This window comes from Microbulbifer echini (assembly GCF_041447225.1).
GTDB lineage: Bacteria > Pseudomonadota > Gammaproteobacteria > Pseudomonadales > Cellvibrionaceae > Microbulbifer > Microbulbifer echini.
Genome location: NZ_JBGMEL010000003.1, coordinates 46,387 through 67,364 on the forward strand (window position 1 = coordinate 46,387; position 20,978 = coordinate 67,364).

Sequence of the window (20,978 nt, forward strand, 5' to 3'; positions counted from 1 at the left end):
GTTGAATATGGCGCCCTTGAATAATTTGCCTCCCCACTCCATTTACTTCAGCATATCGATAACACCTCAAGCCCTCTCTGAATGGGCTTTTAGATCAGGAATTCTCTCTATGCGTCCCTTGCTGCTTCTATTTATAGTCCTACCTGTACTCGAAATGTGGGTATTGATCACCGTAGGAAGAGAAATCGGCGCCTTGCCCACCATTGGCCTGGTTTTTTTGACCGCTATCGTTGGCGTAACACTGCTACGTCGCCAGGGATTGTCCACCTTGATGCGGGCTCAGGAGAAGATGCGCACTGGCGATATCCCCGCCCAAGAGATGGTTGAGGGTATCTTTCTCGCCGTGGGCGGCGCACTGCTTCTGACACCCGGCTTTATCACCGATGCCCTGGGATTTGCCTGTCTGATACCAGGGCTGCGACATCTGCTTCTGGGGAGGCTGTTACGGCATGTCACTATTTTGCGGCCGGGTGCCCCTGGTCAATCCGACTCGACCAAGCGCGGCCCAGATATCATCGAGGGAGAGTTTTCGCGAGATCAGCGAAAGTCCGTAGATCAAGTGGAGCACAAGAATCGTAAAGACTGAATTGGTTAAATAGTGCACATTTTTGTCTTTCAGCCAGCACTTTTGTAGTTTTTTCACTGAATAGTGTTGAAATCTATTCTCGCGCCCATAGATAGGGAGCAACTCTGATTTAAGCCCCGCCTCTGGTAACCAGGGAGGGGTCAGGTCACCAGCCCTTAGGGCTGGTGACACCTATGTTGGAAATCCTTAAAAACGACTCAATGGAGAACTTATCCATGAAAATTCGTCCTTTACACGACCGCGTCGTAGTACGCCGTAAGGAAGAAGAAGCGATGTCTGCTGGCGGCATCGTTCTGCCAGGTGCTGCCAAGGAAAAGCCGAACCAAGGTGAAGTGGTAGCCGTGGGTGAGGGCAAGCAGCTGGACAATGGCGATGTACGTGCACTGTCAGTCAAGGTGGGTGACACGGTTGTTTTCGGTCGCTATGCCGACAGCAATACCCTCAAGATGGGCGGCGAAGAGCTGATCATCATGAACGAAGGTGACATCTACGGCGTGTTGGAAGGCTAATTTAGCTCCAACGTTACTCGCACAAAGAATTTGAGGAATAAGAATCATGGCTGCTAAAGACGTAATTTTCGGTGATGAAGCTCGTCAGAGAATGCTGAAAGGCGTAAACATTCTGGCAGATGCTGTTAAAACTACCCTGGGTCCCAAAGGCCGCAACGTAGTTTTGGATAAGTCCTTCGGTGCTCCTACCGTAACCAAAGACGGTGTTTCCGTAGCTAAAGAGATCGAGCTGAAAGACAAGCTCGAAAACATGGGCGCGCAAATGGTGAAGGAAGTGGCTTCCAAAGCTTCCGACACCGCTGGTGACGGCACCACCACCGCTACCGTACTGGCTCAGGCAATCGTAACTGAAGGCCTGAAGTCCGTAGCCGCGGGCTTTAACCCCATGGACCTGAAGCGCGGTATCGACAAAGCGGTAAGTGCAGCAGTTGAACACATTGCTGGCTTGGCCACTCCGTGTGCTGACACCAAGTCCATTGCTCAGGTAGGTACTATCTCCGCTAACAGCGATGAGAGCGTTGGTACCATCATCGCCGAAGCCATGGAAAAAGTGGGTAAAGAAGGTGTTATTACTGTTGAAGAAGGTTCCGGCTTGGAAAATGAGCTGGACGTAGTAGAAGGTATGCAGTTCGACCGCGGCTACCTGTCTCCTTACTTCATTACCAACCAAGAGAACATGACTGCCGAGCTGGAAAGCCCATTCATCTTGCTGGTAGATAAAAAAATCTCCAACATCCGCGATTTGCTGCCTTTGCTGGAGCAAGTAGCCAAGGCTTCCAAGCCTCTGCTGATCATCGCTGAAGACGTTGAAGGCGAAGCGCTGGCAACTTTGGTTGTTAACAGCATGCGCGGTATCGTTAAAGTTGCTGCTGTTAAAGCACCTGGCTTCGGCGATCGTCGCAAGGCTATGCTGCAGGATATCGCTATCCTGACCGGTGGTACTGTGATTTCTGAAGAGGTTGGTCTGGAGCTGGAAGGTACTACTTTGGAGCACCTGGGTACTGCTAAGCGCGTAACCCTGTCCAAAGAAAACACTGTAATCGTTGACGGCGCTGGCATAGTTAAAGACATCGAAGCTCGCGTTAGCCAGATCCGTGCACAGATCGAAGAGTCCTCTTCCGACTACGACAAAGAGAAACTGCAAGAGCGCGTAGCCAAGCTGGCTGGCGGTGTTGCAGTAATCAAAGTAGGCGCCGCTACTGAAGTGGAAATGAAAGAGAAGAAAGCCCGCGTTGAAGACGCACTGCACGCTACCCGCGCCGCAGTAGAGGAAGGTGTAGTACCTGGCGGTGGTACCGCACTGGTTCGCGCTACTCAGGCTATCTCTGTAACTGGCGACAACGAAGACCAGAACCACGGTATAGCCGCGGCTCTGCGCGCTATGGAAATGCCTCTGCGTCAGATCGTTGCCAACGCCGGTGACGAATCCTCTGTAGTGGTAGACAAAGTGAAGCAAGGCGAAGGCAACTTCGGTTACAACGCGGCTACTGGCGAGTATGGTGACATGTTGGATATGGGTATTCTGGACCCAGCCAAAGTAACCCGCTCTGCTCTGCAAGCGGCTGCTTCTATCGCTGGCCTGATGATCACCACTGAAGCCATGGTTGCAGAGATTCCGGAAGACAAGCCGGCTGCACCTGACATGAGCGGTATGGGTGGTATGGGTGGCATGGGCGGCATGATGTAAGCCGGCCCTTAAAGCCAACAAAAAAGCCCCGCACTCTGCGGGGTTTTTTTATTGTAGTACCCAAAGGGGCTAATCCTTTCGAATCCATTGTTAGTGGCTTCCTTGCGCCGATGCTTCAAAAGTGGGCCTGCTCATTGGCACCCTGCTTCCCTCAGGCTGCGCGAAAGGGTAATTACTACTTCATAGAATTCGGTCTCTATCTGATCTGCTTTGTAAAAGAGGCTCCTGCATCATAGTGAGGGGATGGAAGAGAAATGCTCAGTCATTCTGAAAAGGCTAGATTTCTAGGAATCCTATTCTATTTCCGTGCGAGGCTTTCTCTGGATGGGGGCTCTGAGTCACTCAGTCGTGTCTCTGAAAGTGCGGCTAGACGGGACTTGAAGGCGATAAAAGTAGTGTGAAATATTTTAAGATATCTTGAAAACTTACAGAATACTTGACAAAACTTTTATTGTCGGTATAGTCTGCAGAAGTCAGAAAGAAGTCTATTTACTTATATATTTCCTACATTTCGCTGTTTTAGTCATATTACTCCGTCCTGCAGTTTTTAAGTTCCAGTCTCTATTTTCTGCTTACGTGCCTTTTTGGGCGTCATTTATTTTTTTAGGATATTAATATGTCTAATACAGTTACAGGAACCGTTAAGTGGTTCAACGAATCTAAAGGTTTCGGTTTTATTCAACAGCAGTCCGGCCCAGATGTTTTTGCGCATTTCAGCTCAATTACTGGATCAGGCTTTAAAACTCTCGTCGAGGGTCAGAAGGTTGAATTTAAGGTAACTCAGGGCCAGAAGGGTCCTCAAGCAGAAGACATTGTTCCTCTGTAAAACCGTTATCAAGTTCTAAAAAGGCAGGCCTCAAAGGGCCTGCCTTTTTTTTTGCGTTAATTTATATCGATTTAGACAGCCTGCAGTTTTCGCCTCTATAGGGTGCCCCTCACTGAGTATGAGCATCTACAGTCTTACTGCCTTCCATAAGCAGGGGGAGACTTTTAGCTTTTCCTGGCTCAAATTATTTATACAAGTTTGGGTCTTTGGATTGGTAATTTCAGAGCGAATTATTCGCAGGAATATAAATTCAGCTATTTTTTGAGTTTTCCAGCTTCTTCCATTTTCTAAAAAGACGGCAATCCCTATCTTGTGATTCAGGTCATTTATGGACAGGTTGGCCTTGTATTGCTTCCGAAATTCCCAATTAACAGCTCTATCTTTTTATACATTGGCACTCGGTGAGTCACTTATGTTGGCAATCTAGGCTGTAGGGGGGCACAGAAGACTTCTTTGCGGGGGGGGGGCGAAGCACGCTTAATTTTTTTATTCTGAATTATACAATCGCTGTTAGCAGTATGAACTCTAGGATTTCGGGATATAAGGAAGTCATTTGATTTACATCGGAGTGCACATTACAAAGATTTAATATTCGATCCATTCTGACGTTAAGCTGCTCTTTTAGACTTACCTGTCAATTAAAAGAGCGGGAACTGTAGATATGTTAATGTCAAAAGGTAACCTTGTACTGGCGCTATGCCTTACGGTACTTGGTTGTAAGGACTCTGGCGGATCTAGTGAAAATCGGGTGCCAGTGCCCCAAGCACCTCAAGTGGATCTAGGGCAAACATCGGCTGGTTTCTTTGCGTATTATACTCGTGTTGATTCTCAGGATATTCCGGAAAAGATCACAGGACCCTATGCCGATATCGTTGTGAATATTGACGGGAAAGGCAAGCTTGTTTTCGGTCGTGATCATAGCTATCGCCCTGTTTGGCATTTTGGAGATGACTCTACACCTGTAGGCCACTTGGCCGATATTTCAGCGGATGTGAATGCTCGTTTTGATAAATCCAATGACTTTTCCTTTGTTCGTATTTTAGAGCAATCCGACAGCAAGGTTGTAATTCATTGGCGCTACTTTCCCCAGGCTGATCCAATAAAAGGGAGGGTTCCTGAGGGGGTAGTTCACGAGATATTTTCGATTACTGCAGATGGCAATGTAACCAGATTGTACCGTCCGGGTACTGACCGCATCGCAGATTGGAAAGCGCGTAAAGGGGCTATCTTACAAACTATGCAGCTCACAGCAAGTGGTATTGCTGATGTGCAAAATAAGTCTGGTGAGTTGGTAATAGGCACTGTTCAAAGTAGCGAAAATGCGAGAGTTAACCACTCACTTCCAGGTAAGCCTGTGTCGCATTGGCAGTTTGATGAGGGCGAGGGGACAAGCACAATTGACAACCTGAGCTCTGCGACAGGATATATTGATAGTCATGGTAGCGATTGGGTCGGTGGCGTATCAGGCTCGGCATTGCTGTTTGATGGTTATAGATCTGCTGTGGTGGTTGCGCAGGATGAAGCGCCAGTACTTACTGATTCTATCTCTATTGGGGCCTGGATCAATCTAGCCGCTTACCCATGGAATGATGCGCCTATCATTCATCAGTCTAATAGAGTGGGAAATGAAGGATATTATTTTGGAATAAATTCCAGCGGCAAACTCATATTTAGGGCGAATAGTAAAACCTTGATTTCCGACAGTGTAATTCCCACCAATCAGTGGGTTCATGTCGGTGTTTCTGCAGGTAATAATGTATCTCTTTATATCAATGGGGCTGTAGATAAAAATCAATCGTCAAGTATCAATCTGGCCACCCCGGACATGCCAGTAATTTTGGGAATGAATAATTCGGTTTTACCAGCTACTGATGGGGTACGGCAAAGTGAAATTGATGAGTTTAATCATTTTTCTAGCCTGTTTGGTATAGAGGGGGCAATAGATGAAGTTGTCATTTATAACCAGTCTCTTACCGCTAAAGCGTTTAGCAAAATCTATAATGATTTTTTAACTGCACAAAAAGAAGCTCCTGATTCCAGTGTTACAAAACGGCAACTACCTGATCTGGAAAAATACCCACAAAAATTTGGCGGCATCTATACAAAATTAGACTTTCATGATGTTTGGGATAACTTGTGGAGGGTTACGGAGAATGAGGATATTGTTGTCCGGTTTGATGATAAGCCAATCAGTTATGTCTACTGGAGAGGAACTTCTCATGGTATGAACCTTGTGACGGATAATCGATGGATGTCAGACCAGAGTGTTGAGATCGTAATTCCCGATCCAGATGATCCTGAAACTCCAGCTTCAACATTCAACCCGATTGTTTCTTTAGCCGAGCATATGTCTGATAAGGCAGCCTTACGTACCCATGTTCGTATGATTGAAAATACATCGGCACGCGTAAAAGTGCATTGGCGTTATGCGGCGGCAGATGTATTTGATTTGCCAGTTATGGATACGGCTTATATTGATGAGGTGCATACCATTTACCCGGATGGTGTGGCAATCCGGGATGTGTTTTATCACCCCGCGGCTGATGAGGGAGGCATTGAATTTTATCAGGACTTCCAATGGCTGTTGGGTCCTGATCAGAAGGCTGAGGATTTTTTAAACTATAACGCGGTTTCGATTGCAGGGCTTACGGGTGATAGCGTGGATGTAATTTATCCTAGGCCAGAGCACAACCAAACCCCACTACAAGGAAATATTGCAGTACTTAACAGCCAGACAAACTGGAAGGTCTTCGGTGTAAGCCAAGGAGGGGGTTTCTTCCCTTCTTCCAACGGGGAGAGCTCGGAGCATATTGACTTCCTCGGCGGGGTATTCCCCTTTGCGGGCCCGTGGAATCATTGGCCGGTCGCGCAAATTCCTTCTGATGGCCGATTCTCTGTTGCTAATGATCGAGTGTCTCACTTTGCCGTCGGAAACCTGGAAGCTTTTGAATATGGTACTGGATCTATGATGTACGGTTTTACCCAGGGCACCCCAACCGATTTACAAGGCTTGGCAAAGTCATGGATCTCGCCGCCTACAATTGATGCGATCAAAGGCGTTGACGGTAATACAGTTACTTATCTCACTGACGAACGGGCCTATAGCTTGAAAGCTGCTGGGGCCTTAGAGGAAATTTCCCTGAAGGTGAAGGCTAGTAATACTAATCCTTTGCAGAACCCGACACTGGTTATCCGCCAATGGGGGGCAGATAGTCTTCCGGAGGTGAAATTTAATAGTGAGGTTGTATCTGAGGCAAAAACAGGTGTTGTCAGAGATGCAGATGGTACGCAAAGTCTAATTGTATGGTTACCTGTGGCAGCAACTTCAGACTCAACTATTGAGATTAGATCTAACCCCAGTGCTTAGGGTTAATCTTCTAAATGCTCAGTGTGAATTAACTGAGTAATGAGAAAACAGCTATTCGAATGGATAGCTGTTTTCCTTTGTGAGGCTAATTTTTCTCCATCATGCAGGTTTAGGCGATTTACCTTATCAAGCTTGCACTACCTTTAAGGTAATTCTGGTTCAACAGTTTCCCTTTTGGAGAAACTCAGCGTGGCTGGTTCGTGAGAATTAATCGCTGTGGGGATATCTATCTGAACAAGCAACCCACTGGCGTTGGTCAGTCTGATTTTTGCTTTATGTAAATTACAAACCGCCATAACAAGACTTAGCCCCAATCCGTTCCCTTTCGTGTGTCTATGCGATTCAATCCGATAAAATCGTTCAAAGACTTTCTGGAGGTCATCTTCTGGAATTCCAGGACCGCTATCGTGCAATTGTAAATGAAGATAGTTACTCTCTTTCTGAGAGTTAACTGATAGCTTAATGTTCAGGTTGCCGCTTCCCGGTGCATACTTGACGATATTATCAAAGAGGTTTGCAATGGTTTGTGACCATTGCTCTTTATCTCCGTAGATCAAATGGTGGTCATCAAGTAAGGTGACGGATAGTTGTATTCCCTGATCTTGGAATGTGGGTTCATAAACTTCTATCAGGGTTTCAAGGACACTATGTAGGGAAAATCGTCTGAATGCTGCCCTGCGAGCTCCTTGCTCAATTTGTGAAATTCTAAGTAGAGCATTAAAGCACTCGATGATTCTATCATTTTCATCAATAACAGCCTCAATAGTTCCTCTTTCTGGCTTTTCCATATGTAGTAATAGTTCTAATTGGCCGCGCAGACGAGTAAGAGGCGACTTTAAATCATGAGCAATATTGTCCGAAACTTGCTTTACCCCGGTCATCAGTTGTTGGATTTTATCTAACATCGAATTGATGTGTAGCGCGAGTTGATCATAATCGCCATCAGTGTTTTTAAATGGCACACGCTTGCCAAGGTCTCCACTCATAATTTGATGGCATACCTGGTTGATTTCACTTATTCGCTTGATTGCTTGTCGCGATACAAGATACCCACAGAGCAGGCTGATGATTACAGAGAATAAAAATCCGTAAAAAATAATATAGTTGAGTGTATCCAGTAACTGATATTCCCGAGTAAATTCCTTCCCCACTAGTAATATTCCCCCGTCAGGGAGAGGGGAAGCTTTTATAAGGCAGGCACGCTGACCATTTTTATGGTCAATTACTGGATCAGAATTGGATACTATAGTATAGAAAGCTTTATATTTTAGATTCCCTGGAGTAAGTCCTTCAATGTTGCTAAAGATAGCATTCCCCTTTGTATCCAAGACTTCTACGCAAAGGCTTTCGTCATCTAAGAAATATTCAGCCTCTAAATAATGCTTTGCTAAGAGCGAAGGGCTTTTATGGATACTTTCTTGATATTCTGGCCAGTCACTAAATCGCTCATCAGTGATATTCTCTATGTAGTCATGAAAGTCTTCAGGAATTTCATTGTTGAGTAGGTGTCTGATCAAAATAGAGGGTATGTTTTCCAGTGGAAGATTGATGTCTTCGCCCAGTGCAAACAGCCGTCCTTGGGCGGCAAGCTTTTCCTGCTGGCTTAATCCGCTCTGGGTTAATAGGTTTGTAAAAAATTGTATATAGGTTTTGGTAAATTTTGATGGTGATGTGTCATTATAAATAAAATTTCTAGGCTCGACATCACGAAATCTGGGGTAAATGTCCGGGTGAAAAAATTCCAAGTCACCGATCTCTGCGATAGATTCGTTGGCGATTTCTTCAACTTGAGCAAGTGTAGGTTCTACTAGTGATTTTTTTGTAAGCAGGTAGGTAGTTAACAAAGATATACTGGAGCTGAGGCAGACGCAGCTGAACGTAATAATTGCCAATCTAAAGCTTGAACTTTTAAGCAGTTTAATCTTTCTTGCGAAGGACATATCCGGCCCCCCTGATAGTATGAATAAGGGGGCTGTCGAGAGATTGGTCAATTTTTTTTCTGAGCCTACTTATATGTACTTCAACTACATTAGTTTTGGGGTCAAAATGAAGATCCCAGACTTGTTCCAGTAACATAGTCTTTGTGACAACTTGCCCTTCATGGCGCATCAGGTATTCAAGTAGTTTGAATTCTCGGGTTAGTAACTCAATATAACGACCTCTGCGCTGTGCTTGCCTGGTCAAAAGATTTAACTCCAGGTCTGAAACAGCAAGGGATTCTTGAGCGTTTGGATGAGGGCGGCGTTTTCCAATAGCTTCGATTCTAGCTAGAAGCTCTGCAAAGGAAAAAGGTTTAGCCAGGTAGTCGTCACACCCGTTGCGCAATCCTTCTATGCGATGGTCGACTTCTCCGAGATTACTTAGCATTAATACTGGGGTATCAATTTCCATTCCTCGGAGAGACTTTAGCAAATTTAACCCATCCATACCTGGGAGCATCCGATCGAGAATTATCGCATCGAAGGGCTCGGTACTGGCCTGAATTAATCCCGTTTTTCCATCGTGACATAGCTCCACGCTATGCCCTTCCTGGCTAAGACCTTTGAGTAGGTAATGACTCAACTTGACATCGTCTTCTATGATAAAGATACGCATAAATCTGTAACTAATGAACTGACTGGCTGGACAGTTTTCGGGTTCTTCCTAACTAGCCCATCGTATAAAAAGTATGTGCTTGATAAGGGGTGGAGACTGATCTGGCAGTCTTGTATTGCGTTCCTCGTAGACAACAGATACGGGTTATTGTTTAAGTCTGCTGGCAATTTTTAGAATTTTTGAGTGCTAGTTTAAAGCGGATAGTGGCGTCCCTGGCTCTCTATGTGGGCGCTGTCTATATTTTCAACTTTTTGCGGAAATTATCTCCTAAGAGATGATGGTTTTTTGTTGATTTTCTCACCTTTGTAGGGTGCCGGCAAAATATTTTCACTGTTGCATGGCTGTGGGTTTTTATGTTGATTCACCACCTCTAGCGGGTTGCATCCCACTGTCTTTTTTGCTAGCTAAACTTAAGGTGGTTTGCATGGTGATTTTAGGGGAGGGGGATGATTTTAATTATTCAGTAGGTCGGCTCCCTGAATTGGGTTGCTCATCGTTTGTACTGCCGGCGTTGATTCCTTTGTCTTGGCGGCCTGATGAGTCTGGGCTGATTCTAGATCGAAAATTTCCTGTAAGTTATTGTTGTCAGTAAAAATTTGGATACTTCTTCTTGAAAATTTTTACAGCTTCAATATTGTAAGGGGTGGCAACGCCCACTTTTCGGCCTAAATCAATAATAAAGCCATTTAAGAAAGCAATCTCAGTCACTTTGTTCTCCCTAACATCCTGGTAAGTCGATGCATAGTGGTTCAGTGTACCGGCGAATTGGATGAGGTGGTTCCAGAGGGATTCTTTATCTTGTGGGATATCAATTTCTTGTGAGAGTACTTCATAGGATTCATAGAATACGTTTTTCATGCGCTCTAAAGTTGAGCTGTTAGCAAATAACTCCCTGACTGTTTTTGAGTAGATCGCTGAGAATATATTTATCGCGCAGTTATAGATGGTCTTTTCTGCACGGTGCTGTAGCATGTTGTCCGTTGTTCTGGTTTCTATATTTGAGTCTTTGAGTAGTTGAGTTAGCCTCTCTGAATATTTAGTATTTTCAAGCAGAAATCCGGCCCCTTTGGTGTGCTTTAGTCTGTTGCCAGTTAGGTTAAATCCATCGAACACAAGGATGCTGGTTAACTCCTGTGGGTAAGTGTTTTTGAATTCAGTTATGTCGAAAAAACAGTTTTGTAGCAATATAATGATTTCTGATTTTGGGCTCCATCTTTTTAGGTGTTGAAGATTATTTTTTAAATCATAGATTTTGCAGGTTAAAAATATGTAGTTATATTTAATTTGTGAGTTTATATTTGTTGAAGTGGTCGGAAAGTGAAATTTCTCATCATTTATATAAAGGTAGCTGCCAATCTTTTCTGCTTTCCTGCCAATGACATTAATATTATGGCCTGAAAGAGCAAGCTTAGCTGCTAGATAAGAACCGACTGATCCGGCACCAAAAATCAATATTTCCCCTTTTTTCATTCATCCTGCCGTGTATTTTTGCTGTTGGTAACTCTGGTGTCGGTAGAAATAAGCTTGCTAATATAAGGTGGTTAACTTTAGAGCTTTAGATGGATTTTGTTATATTTTTAACAGCTAATTTGTAGGTGAATTCGGATGAAGCCTATTTTGCTAGGCGATCTGCAATAATAATTCCGTTATCTGGATTGACTTCCAGGGCCCGGAGTTCTCCCTGATAAACCGCTTGTATTTTCCAGCGACCACCAACAAATCGCATACTGGTAATTGGTTTGAATCCCAGGCTATAAAGTTTGGATCGAATAGTAGATGGCTCAAGAGCGATTACAGATGGAGTAGCTCCATACAGGTCAGGGCTATCATAGATGGGTGCTGGTTTATTGGGGTCCAGCCCTGGGGGGATTGGATTTGTCAAATTGCTGACGAGCATGACCGTTACGATAAAACTCATGCGTGGTTCCACACAACAACTAAGCCATAGCTTTAGTGTGGACAGGGGATGATGATTACGCCAGTTTTTTATTCAAATACAGAGAAATTGAATCTCGGATAAAAATAACCCGGCGGAATTGGTCCGCCGGGTTATTTTTTAGCGGGTCATCTTGAGCATATAGTTCAGTAATTTACTGGAGACCTTTCCATAGGGGGGGCGCATTAATTTCAGCAGGTCGATGGGGCCCTGCTGATAAATTGGGCGCAGCTTGGAGAAAGTAATAAACCCTTCATAGCCGTGATAGTGACCCATACCACTCTCACCAACACCGCCAAATGGAATATCGTGCTGGCCAACGTGTAGTACACAGTTATTAATCGAAACACCGCCAGACATTACCTGCTCAATGTAGCGATTTTGCAGGTCTTTATCGTGGGTGTAAGGGTAAATAGCCAGGGGCCGGGGGTGCGCATTGATATAGTCGATTACTTCTTCAGGTTTTGAGTAGGTCTTAATTGGCAGGAGAGGACCAAAAATTTCCCGCTGCATTGCCAACATATCGTTACTGACATTGACGAGTAGATGTGGTGGGAACTTTCGTAGGTTGTCTTCCCGTTTGAGCTCTCCGCCGCTCAGGTCATAGACCTTTGCCCCTTTATTGATCGCGTCTTCCAGTGTATCCCACAGGCGCAGGTAGGAGGCTCGGTCAATAATGGAGGTATAGTCAGAGCTTTGCCAGTTCGGAAAATATTTTTTGGCTAGTCGGCTCGCATGCTCAATAAAACTTTCCAGCTGATCCTCCGGTAAGAAGAGATAATCCACATTGACGCAAATCTGCCCTGCGTTGACCATTTTCCAGTGGATCAGGCGTTCTGCTGCTTTTTCGATCGGAAAATCGGGGGCGACGATAGCTGGTGATTTACCACCCAATTCCAAAGTAACCGGGGTGAGATTTTCCGCGGCTGAGCGCATCACGGCGCGACCGGTGGTACTAGAGCCAGTGAAAATCAGATGGTCTAGCTTGAGGCTGGAAAAGAGTGGGCCTATATCGCCGTAATCGGCAATAAAAGAGAGTTTCTCTTCGGGAAAGTAATTGGGGCTGATCTGCTTTAATAGCTCAGCCAGCCGGCACGAGTTGGTGGACATCTTGACCATCGCGTGGTTGCCCGCGGCGAAGATGTTGGTCAGGGGGGAAATACTCAGATTAATGGGGAAGTTCCAGGGGACTATCACCCCAATCACCCCCAAAGGTTGCGGTATAACCCTATTTTTCGATAACGGGTAGGCTTTGAGATCGATATGACGCCGGTGCGGCTTCATCCATTTTTTGACGTTGCGGATAGCATCCTTGATACCGGCAAGAGCGGGATAGATTTCCAGGAGCAAGGTTTCTTCCCGTGAGCGATTGCCGTAGTCGGAGCATATTGCCTCAACGATCGCCTCCTGTTGCTCGCGCAGCATACGTGCCAGGGTTTTTAGGTCTTGCACTCGTTGCTGATAACTGGGAACGGGATTGGCAAGGTGGGCTCGGCGCTGACGGTCTAGTTGATTCTGAAGTAGCGCCCTGTCTGCATCCTGCCGGGTAAGGGTCTGGATGGTCATTTTATTATCCTCTGGCGTTAGTATTTAACCAGACTACCCCATTCATCCTACTGGTGATTGACCAATTGCGTCAGTAGATAGACATAATCTCCACGGTTACGTGAGTTGCAACCACTCTTGTAAAAACTGTGATGTGTTTGGGCCTGCCCTGGTGTTTCCCTACTCCAGGGCAATAATGGCCACGGGGTAGTAATCGCGAGTTGCGCAATTTAGCTGTTGTCGGGTTTGTTGGAGAGGATTTCAGCTGAGTTTGGGTCTACTTCCAGATCGTACTTCTGGTCGCCTTTGTAGGCCTCTACCTTCCAGCGGCCCCTCTCAAGGTCCACCTCCACAATGGGGGTAAAGCCCTGCTGTTCAAGCTTGGTGAGTACCATAGACAAGGCCATAGCACCGGGAGGGGGTTTTTCAGAGGCGATTGCGGTTTGTAGTGTGGTTGCGGCGATTGCGGCCAGCAACAGGCTGTTGATGGACTTCATGGTGAGCTACCTCAATGAAAGGCCCGATTTCCACATTGATCGGGCAATACATGGTTCATTTCGCGCAAGTGATTTTCAAAGATACCGTTATTCCAGCTGCTGTTATTGACCCTGGCTGTCAGGTTGGCTCAGGCGTTTCTGGATTGCCTGGCACCACTCCGGGCTACCGGGCTTTACATCATTTAAGTTGCCGCCAGTTAGCTTGGTGACGGCGGCAAACCATTCCTCACTACCCACAGGAGGAAGACCGGATGGATACATCTTCTTCAGGTCACCATCTTGTTGAGTAATCACCTGCTGCTGAACCCAGGCAAACCACTCCGGTGTACATAAGGTTGCACTGCCAGCACTGGGGGCCTGGGTTTGATCGGGAGGATTCGCCGTAGGGTTGTCTGGGCCGGGTTCAGTCGGCTGTTTCATGGCATCGCTGGCGACTTGACCGGCGGCGGGCGCGGTTTCTGCACCTGGGGTTTTGGAGGGATCTCCCTGGCGGCCGCAGCCGGAGAGAGCAAGAGCCAGCGTGAGTGATAGAACAAGGTAATACATGGGGCCTCTGTAGGATGACCGGTTTGAGTGTAAGCATAGGTGGGATTTTGCGACTTTGCCGCCTCACCCGAATGTGTCAGGGAAGTTGACATTCCCGCTAACTCTAATGAGAATGCTTCTCAAATCAATTCGCGGGTGATATGACTCCTATGTTTAGCAAGTCCCTATTCCAGAAAATCGCTGTGGCTGTTGGCCTGGCCGGAGCAATTGGTGCCAATGCCGAGGAGCAAGTGAATATTTACTCCTACCGCCAGCCCTTTCTGATTGAGCCGATACTGGAGGAATTTACTGAGAAAACCGGTATTGAGACAAAGGTGGTGTATGCCAGCAAGGGGCTCAACGAGCGCCTGCAGCGCGAGGGGCGTAACAGTCCGGCAGATTTGGTACTCACCTCCAACACCAGCAGCCTGATGGACCTGCTGAACAAGCAGTTGACCCAGCCGGTGAAGAGCGAGGTGTTGGAGCAAAATATCCCGACACAATTCCGTGATGAGGCTGGCAACTGGTTCGGCCTGACAACCCGAGCGCGTTTAATCTACGCCTCCAAAGACCGCGTTAAGCCCGGTGAAATCACTCGCTACGAAGAAATGGTTGATCCCAAGTGGAAGGGCCGAATCTGTACCCGCAGCGGCAAGCATCCTTACACCCTATCCTTGATCGCCTCCATGATCGCCCACCACGGTGAAGCAGAAACCAAAGAGTGGCTGCAGGGCGTGAAAGCGAATCTGGCGCGTAAGCCGCAGGGCAATGACCGCGCCCAGGTTAAAGCCATTAGCGAAGGTGTCTGTGACCTTTCCCTGGGTAACAGCTACTACTTCGGTAAAATGATCACCAATAAGGAGCAGCCGGAGCAGGTGGATTGGGCCAAATCAGTAAATCTGATCTTCCCTAACCAGAAGGATCGCGGTACCCATATGTTTATTTCCGGCGCGGCGCTGACCAAGCATGCCCCCAACCGTGAAAATGCCGTTAAGCTGCTGGAGTTCCTCAGTGGCGCCGATGCTCAGTACTCTTATGCTGAGAAAAACTTTGAATTCCCGGTGCGCCCCGGCACGGCCCGCTCTGAGTTGATTAAGGAATATATGGGGGAATTCAAGGAAGACGATCTGAGTCTCACGGAAATTGGTTCCTACGTTCCGGCGGCTTCCCGTATGGTTGATGAAGTGCGCTTTGACTTTTAGAATGGTTAACTGAGTGGAAATTGCTGCCCAGCATATTGGCAGTACTATCTCAGTCTTATTCGAACGGCCCTGTCGAGAGACCAGGGCCGTTCTTTTATAATGGGCTTTTGATTGCTTAATTCATGCTAAACCGAGCGAATTTATCAGCTTCCCGCTGGCTGCTTCTGGTAGCTACTATTTCCCTTCTAGTAGCTTTGCCAGTGCTCTCTATCTTTTGGTTGGCATTTTTTCCTGAAGAGAATATCTGGCCGCACCTGTTAGACACGGTGCTGTTCCACTATGTGTCCTCCACATTACTTCTGGCTGGTGGTGTCGGTTTAGTAACACTGATAGCAGGCGTGGGCAGCGCTTGGCTGGTGAGCATGTGCCAGTTTCCCGGGCGCCGTTTGTTTGAGTGGGCATTGCTACTGCCGTTTGCCGTTCCCGCCTATGTGATTGCCTACGTCTATACAGATTTGCTGGAGTACGCGGGCCCCGTGCAAAAGTCCTTGCGGGCCTGGTTTGGTTGGCAGACGGCCAGGGATTACTGGTTCCCTGAGATCCGCAGTATGGGGGGGGCTATTGCCATGCTGTCACTGGTGCTCTTCCCCTATGTGTATATGCTCGCGCGCGCAGCGTTTATCGAACAGTGTGGCAGTATACGGGCCGCGAGCCGGTCATTGGGCTGTACGCCCTGGCAGAGCTTCTTGCGCGTATCCCTGCCAATGGCACGCCCGGCAATTGCGGTGGGCTTATCACTGGTGTTGATGGAAACCCTGAATGACTTCGGCACTGTCGACTTCTTTGCGGTGCGCACCTTGAGTGTCGGGATTTACGATACCTGGCTGAGCCGCGGTAATTTAGGGGGGGCGGCACAAATTGCCTGTAGCACCCTGATTTTTGTGGTTCTGCTAATTACGCTGGAGCGAATGGGGCGGGCGAGACAGAAGCACTTTGTACAATCGCCAAATTCCCAGCGTGAACGCTATGTGTTGCGTGGCTGGCGATCCGGTGTAGCCCTGTTGTTCTGCGGGTTACTGTTGGTGGCTGGTTTTATTATCCCCCTACTGGTTCTGGGGGGATACGCACTGAGTAACTTTTCCAGCTATTGGAGTGAGGATTTTATACAGATCGCCAGTAATAGCTTGTTGCTGTCTATCGCAGCGGCATTGGTCTCTGTATTGCTGGGCTTGCTGCTGGCTTACGGTAAGCGACTGCAACCCAAGAGGTCTGTGAAGCTTTTAGTCGGCTTTTCCAAGCTAGGTTATGCAATGCCAGGGGCGGTATTGGCGATTGGTGTCCTGATTCCCTTGGCCGCTTTTGATAATGCCGTCGATGCTTTTTTACGTGAACACTTCGATATCTCCATAGGGCTACTGTTAAGCGGCAGTATTTTTGCCATTATTTTTGCCTATACAGTGCGCTTCCTGGCGGTATCCACGGGGGCCATAGAATCCAGTCTGGAGAAGGTAACCCCATCTATGGATAGGGCTGCCCGCTCTCTGGGGCGTAATAGCTGGCAAACCTTGTGGGCTGTGCATCTCCCCTTGGTGCGTACAGGCCTTCTCACAGGCGGCCTGGTGGTCTTTGTAGACTGTATGAAAGAACTGCCGGCGACTTTGCTACTGCGCCCCTTCGGCTTTGATACCCTAGCGACTTATGTTTACCAGTTTGCTTCTGATGAGATGCTGGAACGCTCGGCCCTGGGGGCTTTATTGATTGTCTTGGTGGGATTAATCCCGGTGATTTTGCTGAGCCGTTCCATTGGGTCACGTAGAGGTGAGGAGCGCACAGCCCTGGCGAGCTCTGAAGCGCCCGCCCTATCTTGATAGTTACTATTGGGCCTGGTCAAACACTAGGGCAGAGGAGAGACGTAAGGGTAGTTTATCACCGGCAGCGGCTTGAATATTTGCCTTCAAAGCGGCCTCGACGGTTTCGCCTGCAGCTAACTGAAAGCGGTAGCTCACCTGATTGCCGAGAAAATTCTTTTCCACCACCTGTGCCATAACCGCGCGGGGATGTTCGCCTGCGGCAATATCCTCACTGCGCACAAACAGTTCAAGCTTATCCCCATTTTCGTATGCAGCTGTCGGTATATTTACTTCCCCTAATGGGGTGCTGATCAGGTCATTGCCCAAGACAGTACCGGAGATGATGTTCCCTTCACTAACGATTCTCGCAACCGCCAAATTCTTTGGTTTCTGATAAGTATTTTGTGGACTGTCCCACTGCTGTAATTGACCTTGGCTGAGCACTCCCAGCTTGTCTCCAGCAATAAAGGCCTCGTGGCGGTCGTGGGTAACAATAATCGCAGGGATCTTCTCTTCGCGCAGTATATGGCGGACTTCGGCGGCGAGACTGCGGCGCAGCTCGGTATCTAGGTTGGAAAAGGGTTCATCCAGCAGCAATAGCTTGGGGCGCGGTGCCAGTGCCCGAGCCAGAGCGACACGCTGCTGCTGACCCCCGGATAGTTGGTGCGGATACTGTTGCTCGAAGCCTTCCAGCCGTACTAGCTGTAGCAACGCCTGGGTGCGGGATTGCCGTTCGCCTTTTGGCGTTGACTGGATACCAAAGGCGATATTCTGCTCAACAGTGAGGTGTGGGAAGAGGGCATAATCCTGAAATACCACCCCAATTTTGCGCTGCTCCGCAGGAATCTTTACTTTGGGAGAAGAGATTACTTCTCCAGACAGTTGGATATTCCCTGCAGCGACTGGCTGAAATCCAGCGATGGCGTGTAGCAACGTTGTTTTGCCGCAGCCGCTGGGGCCCAACAAGCAGGCAATCTCCCCGGCCTGTAAAGCAAAGGAAACTGATTCTATAACCACCTGCTTGCCGTAGCGGCACTGAAGGTTTTCTATGGAGAGTATGGGGTGCACGGGTTTTCCGGTAGTTTGGCTTTTAAACACTTCGGGCAGTGTTCGGGTGTAGTTGCTGATCATAGTTATCACTAAGCTAACCGGCAACCAGTCCCGTCTGAAGCATACTATTAGCAGACCAGTGGGGACTTCTTCTGACTGGAACTGATTTGGGTGTTTTTTGAGCAGGTGGGTTATTTAAACACCCATTCTAAACCTCATATGCCAATGTCTCCTTTCTCGTGGAGAATAAGATCTGGTCTATCACAGAATCACAGTGACCAGCTAAATAGAACCGATATCTCACTGTAAAATAAGCCGGCCCAAATCAGATTATACCATCAGCCTCGGCATAGAGTTCTTGAACCGCCTAATGCTTGTTGGCAAAGGTTTGCTTTAGTGCTTCGCTTTACTGCCAACCATGCTGATCATTTTTAGAGTTTCCCCGAATAACCGTTTAAAAAACTCGGAAAAAAGACCTGCAACGATATCCTCTTTGTCGATAGAGTCCTTTTCTCGTAGCTGCTCTGCCTTCCTATCCAGCTGTGTGGCCATGGAATAATTATTGCTTATTCTGGCGTCTTCAGCCTGTGCTTCTAGTTCATTGGCTTTCGCATTTCTCTCATATATGTTAGCGGTGGAAACATATCCGGAAATAAATATAACTGACAGAGTGAAAAACAATATTTTCATGCTAGGCGAAACAAATTTGAGGTCCATAATATTTTAATGGCTGGTATTGGCTTGTGTAGTGTTGTCAGCACTATACCATAGCCGGATACAGTAACTCATTATGTAATATTGAAAGCAAGCATCAGGTCAAAAGCATTACTTCCTTAGCCTCTCAAAAAGGTCTTTGCTGGTATTTCCCTTTATGCTGTGGCCAAATTAGCTTTATCAGTTCAATCATAAAATCTGTTTTTTCATCTTTGCTTTATAATCATTTATTAATAGAAAATAAATCCATAAGGTCGATATTGCAGCAAAGAAACACCAGGTTGATATCCATGTTTCACGATGAGTAAAGTAGACGATAACACCGAGCAGCATGACAAGTGTCCAAAATTTTCTAAAAATCCGATTGCTTGATAATAAAAATAAAAAGCCAAGTAAAGAATAAATAATATGTCCTGCTGTAATGGCGAATAAGCTGTAGTCGGAAGTGATATAGCATAGGCTATGCCCGCATACGCTCGTTTTTATCAAGTGTCTTGATCCTGTTTCTAATAGGACAGGTATCCAAAGGTATAAACCAAAAACAAAACCTATGATGATTACTATAATAAAAAAAATCCTTTTCCATTTTTTTGTTTCAAGGCTAAAGGCTACGATTGGTATCCAGACAAGCCAAAAAAGCAGAGCAAAGAATAGAAAGAAAATGGAAGATACTGTTGTTAGTGATGTTAAGTTTCCGTTGTATCCAAGCCATACCATGCCTTCACTCGCTTGTTGTAACGCGAAAAGGATAGGGGTAATTGCGAGTAATAAATAGGTTTTATCATTTTTTATAGCGTGTCTTGTACACAAAGCACCGCCAACAAGAAGGACAGCTGCTGATCCGAATGATGCTGTGGCTGAAAAACACATAGTGGTTTTCTCTGTATGTAAAATATTGTCATTTAAGCCAGAGCCTTAAAGCTTAATGTACTATGTAACAATAGCCTTAACCTAAAGAATGTGTTGAAATTCACTAATTTGTACTAAGATTTTGAATTTATCTGGAAGGTCTATGCCGATTTCAACCCTTCATTTCACCTGTGGATAAAATCGAAAACACCATCAAAGAGCATTGAGTTTCCCTATGAAATTCGATGCTTATGCAGGTAAAGTCTATGTTGACTGGGGACAACAAGCCAGTTTGACGCCGCTGAGTCAGTTGCAGTGTTTTATTCACCTATCAACGTTGGCCACTGTTTTGGTCCTTGCGTCGGGGGGTACCTATTGCATGTTAAAGTAATAATGCTCCTACAAACATTAAATGTATTAGGGGTATTATTCTTATCGGTACTATATGGTCATTTTAGCTTGCTGCTGTGAAGCTGTCAGCGTGGCCGCTGACTCATAAGTAGGCCCAACCCGCTAGCCACCATCGTGGGGTAAACAAAAATGGTGGGACACAGCGGTGCCTCGGTCAGTAATGATCAAGGTCATTAAACAGAAGTCAGCCGACGGCATAGTAGCCAAATACCAAGATTAATACCTTGGACAGGGTGAAGGCCTGCACCAAACTCCACGAGTTAAAAGACAAGGCTAGCCTACTGATATGTTTTCAGTTGGATAAAGTTGAGGTGGCGCACTGCCATGATATTCAGCTCAATTGAAGAGCTGCTCGATACTATCGCTGGGTAGAAATTCATTAGGGATAGGGTGCTGCGCATTGCAGGTTCGCATGATGGGTGGTGTGGGGGCCGGTAGCTAAAAACTACCGGCTACCCGATTTAGATTTAGTCGGAGCAAATAGCATGGTTGACTAAACCTAGCTCGACATTTGCCCAGCAGCCACAAGGATTATTGGACTCAGAGCATTGGCCCACGGCAAAAACGTTGTCAGCCTTGCTCTCCGAAACCCTACATTCACCCTGGCACTGTGAGCTACTCAGACACGATTTTCCGGCATCTGAATAGATGACGATGCACATTTCAGTACCAGACATGCAGACAGGACGAAGCTCCCCACCAACCGCGAGGCACTGCTCTGCTGTTTCAATTGCATTGAATCTCGCAAGTTGTTCTTGCTTATATTTAGAAAGCACCCACTGCTTCATAGCAAACAACATCAAGATTACTAAAACAACGACTGATATTGACTTGGCCATAGAAATCTAACGCCTTTGGAAGGGGCAGCTTTGCTGCGAAGCAGCGCTTA

17 protein-coding genes are annotated in these 20,978 nt (G+C 46.7%); 7 read left to right on the forward strand and 10 right to left on the reverse strand.

Translation table 11 applies throughout. The features are described from left to right. The first annotated feature begins 109 nt into the window (after window positions 1-109). From ACCI51_RS03995 to ACCI51_RS04015, 5 genes are all read left to right on the forward strand, one after another. Window positions 110-586 carry an FxsA family protein gene (locus ACCI51_RS03995; RefSeq protein ID WP_371842682.1) on the forward strand — a complete coding sequence of 159 codons (477 nt, stop codon included), beginning with the start codon at window positions 110-112 and terminating at the stop codon, window positions 584-586. Window positions 587-801: 215 nt separating this feature from the next. Beyond that, complete coding sequence (locus ACCI51_RS04000) at window positions 802-1,095, forward strand: co-chaperone GroES (protein ID WP_299583735.1); 294 nt, start codon at window positions 802-804, stop codon at window positions 1,093-1,095. Between the two features lie 46 nt (window positions 1,096-1,141). Then, on the forward strand, window positions 1,142-2,782 hold the full coding sequence (gene groL / locus ACCI51_RS04005) for a chaperonin GroEL (RefSeq protein WP_299583620.1): 1,641 nt from the start codon (window positions 1,142-1,144) through the stop codon (window positions 2,780-2,782). Window positions 2,783-3,398: 616 nt separating this feature from the next. Beyond that, window positions 3,399-3,608: a cold-shock protein gene (locus ACCI51_RS04010; RefSeq protein ID WP_299583617.1), complete on the forward strand. Its 210-nt coding sequence runs from the start codon at window positions 3,399-3,401 to the stop codon at window positions 3,606-3,608. A gap of 667 nt (window positions 3,609-4,275) precedes the next feature. Beyond that, window positions 4,276-6,975 carry a LamG domain-containing protein gene (locus ACCI51_RS04015; RefSeq protein WP_371842683.1) on the forward strand — a complete coding sequence of 900 codons (2,700 nt, stop codon included), beginning with the start codon at window positions 4,276-4,278 and terminating at the stop codon, window positions 6,973-6,975. A gap of 143 nt (window positions 6,976-7,118) precedes the next feature. Here ACCI51_RS04015 and ACCI51_RS04020 read toward each other — a convergent pair whose 3' ends face one another. The 7 genes from ACCI51_RS04020 to ACCI51_RS04050 all read right to left on the reverse strand — a co-directional run bounded on the left by ACCI51_RS04020 (window position 7,119) and on the right by ACCI51_RS04050 (window position 14,094). Beyond that, window positions 7,119-8,915, reverse strand: a complete 1,797-nt coding sequence (locus ACCI51_RS04020; protein ID WP_371842684.1) for a sensor histidine kinase — start codon at window positions 8,913-8,915, stop codon at window positions 7,119-7,121. Further along, window positions 8,893-9,570 (reverse strand): response regulator transcription factor, encoded by a 678-nt coding sequence (locus ACCI51_RS04025; protein ID WP_299583608.1) that lies wholly within the window; start codon window positions 9,568-9,570, stop codon window positions 8,893-8,895. The genes ACCI51_RS04020 and ACCI51_RS04025 overlap by 23 nt, the downstream gene beginning before the upstream one ends. Window positions 9,571-10,155: 585 nt before the next feature. Further along, window positions 10,156-11,040 (reverse strand): ketopantoate reductase family protein, encoded by an 885-nt coding sequence (locus ACCI51_RS04030; RefSeq protein WP_371842685.1) that lies wholly within the window; start codon window positions 11,038-11,040, stop codon window positions 10,156-10,158. 142 nt (window positions 11,041-11,182) lie between these two features. Continuing rightward, a complete protein-coding gene (locus ACCI51_RS04035; RefSeq protein ID WP_299583604.1) occupies window positions 11,183-11,488 on the reverse strand; it encodes a hypothetical protein in 306 nt (101 codons plus the stop codon). 138 nt (window positions 11,489-11,626) lie between these two features. Beyond that, a complete protein-coding gene (locus tag ACCI51_RS04040; protein WP_371842686.1) occupies window positions 11,627-13,072 on the reverse strand; it encodes a coniferyl aldehyde dehydrogenase in 1,446 nt (481 codons plus the stop codon). Window positions 13,073-13,281: 209 nt separating this feature from the next. Beyond that, window positions 13,282-13,548 (reverse strand): PepSY domain-containing protein, encoded by a 267-nt coding sequence (locus tag ACCI51_RS04045; protein ID WP_299583598.1) that lies wholly within the window; start codon window positions 13,546-13,548, stop codon window positions 13,282-13,284. A gap of 102 nt (window positions 13,549-13,650) precedes the next feature. Further along, a complete protein-coding gene (locus ACCI51_RS04050; protein ID WP_371842687.1) occupies window positions 13,651-14,094 on the reverse strand; it encodes a hypothetical protein in 444 nt (147 codons plus the stop codon). Between the two features lie 149 nt (window positions 14,095-14,243). Between ACCI51_RS04050 and ACCI51_RS04055 the strand changes: the two genes are divergently transcribed. Further along, complete coding sequence (locus ACCI51_RS04055; protein ID WP_371842688.1) at window positions 14,244-15,275, forward strand: Fe(3+) ABC transporter substrate-binding protein; 1,032 nt, start codon at window positions 14,244-14,246, stop codon at window positions 15,273-15,275. Between the two features lie 200 nt (window positions 15,276-15,475). Then, window positions 15,476-17,083 carry an ABC transporter permease gene (locus tag ACCI51_RS04060; RefSeq protein WP_371842689.1) on the forward strand — a complete coding sequence of 536 codons (1,608 nt, stop codon included), beginning with the start codon at window positions 15,476-15,478 and terminating at the stop codon, window positions 17,081-17,083. Between the two features lie 6 nt (window positions 17,084-17,089). On the opposite strand, the gene ACCI51_RS04065 is transcribed toward ACCI51_RS04060, so the two are convergent. The 3 genes from ACCI51_RS04065 to ACCI51_RS04075 form a co-directional block, all read right to left on the reverse strand. Next, window positions 17,090-18,196 carry an ABC transporter ATP-binding protein gene (locus tag ACCI51_RS04065; protein ID WP_371842690.1) on the reverse strand — a complete coding sequence of 369 codons (1,107 nt, stop codon included), beginning with the start codon at window positions 18,194-18,196 and terminating at the stop codon, window positions 17,090-17,092. Between the two features lie 312 nt (window positions 18,197-18,508). Then, window positions 18,509-18,832 carry a hypothetical protein gene (locus tag ACCI51_RS04070; RefSeq protein WP_371842691.1) on the reverse strand — a complete coding sequence of 108 codons (324 nt, stop codon included), beginning with the start codon at window positions 18,830-18,832 and terminating at the stop codon, window positions 18,509-18,511. 186 nt (window positions 18,833-19,018) lie between these two features. Then, entirely contained in the window at window positions 19,019-19,699 is a 681-nt protein-coding gene (locus ACCI51_RS04075) for a DUF6629 family protein (RefSeq protein WP_371842692.1), read from the reverse strand. Window positions 19,700-20,978 lie beyond the last annotated feature (1,279 nt).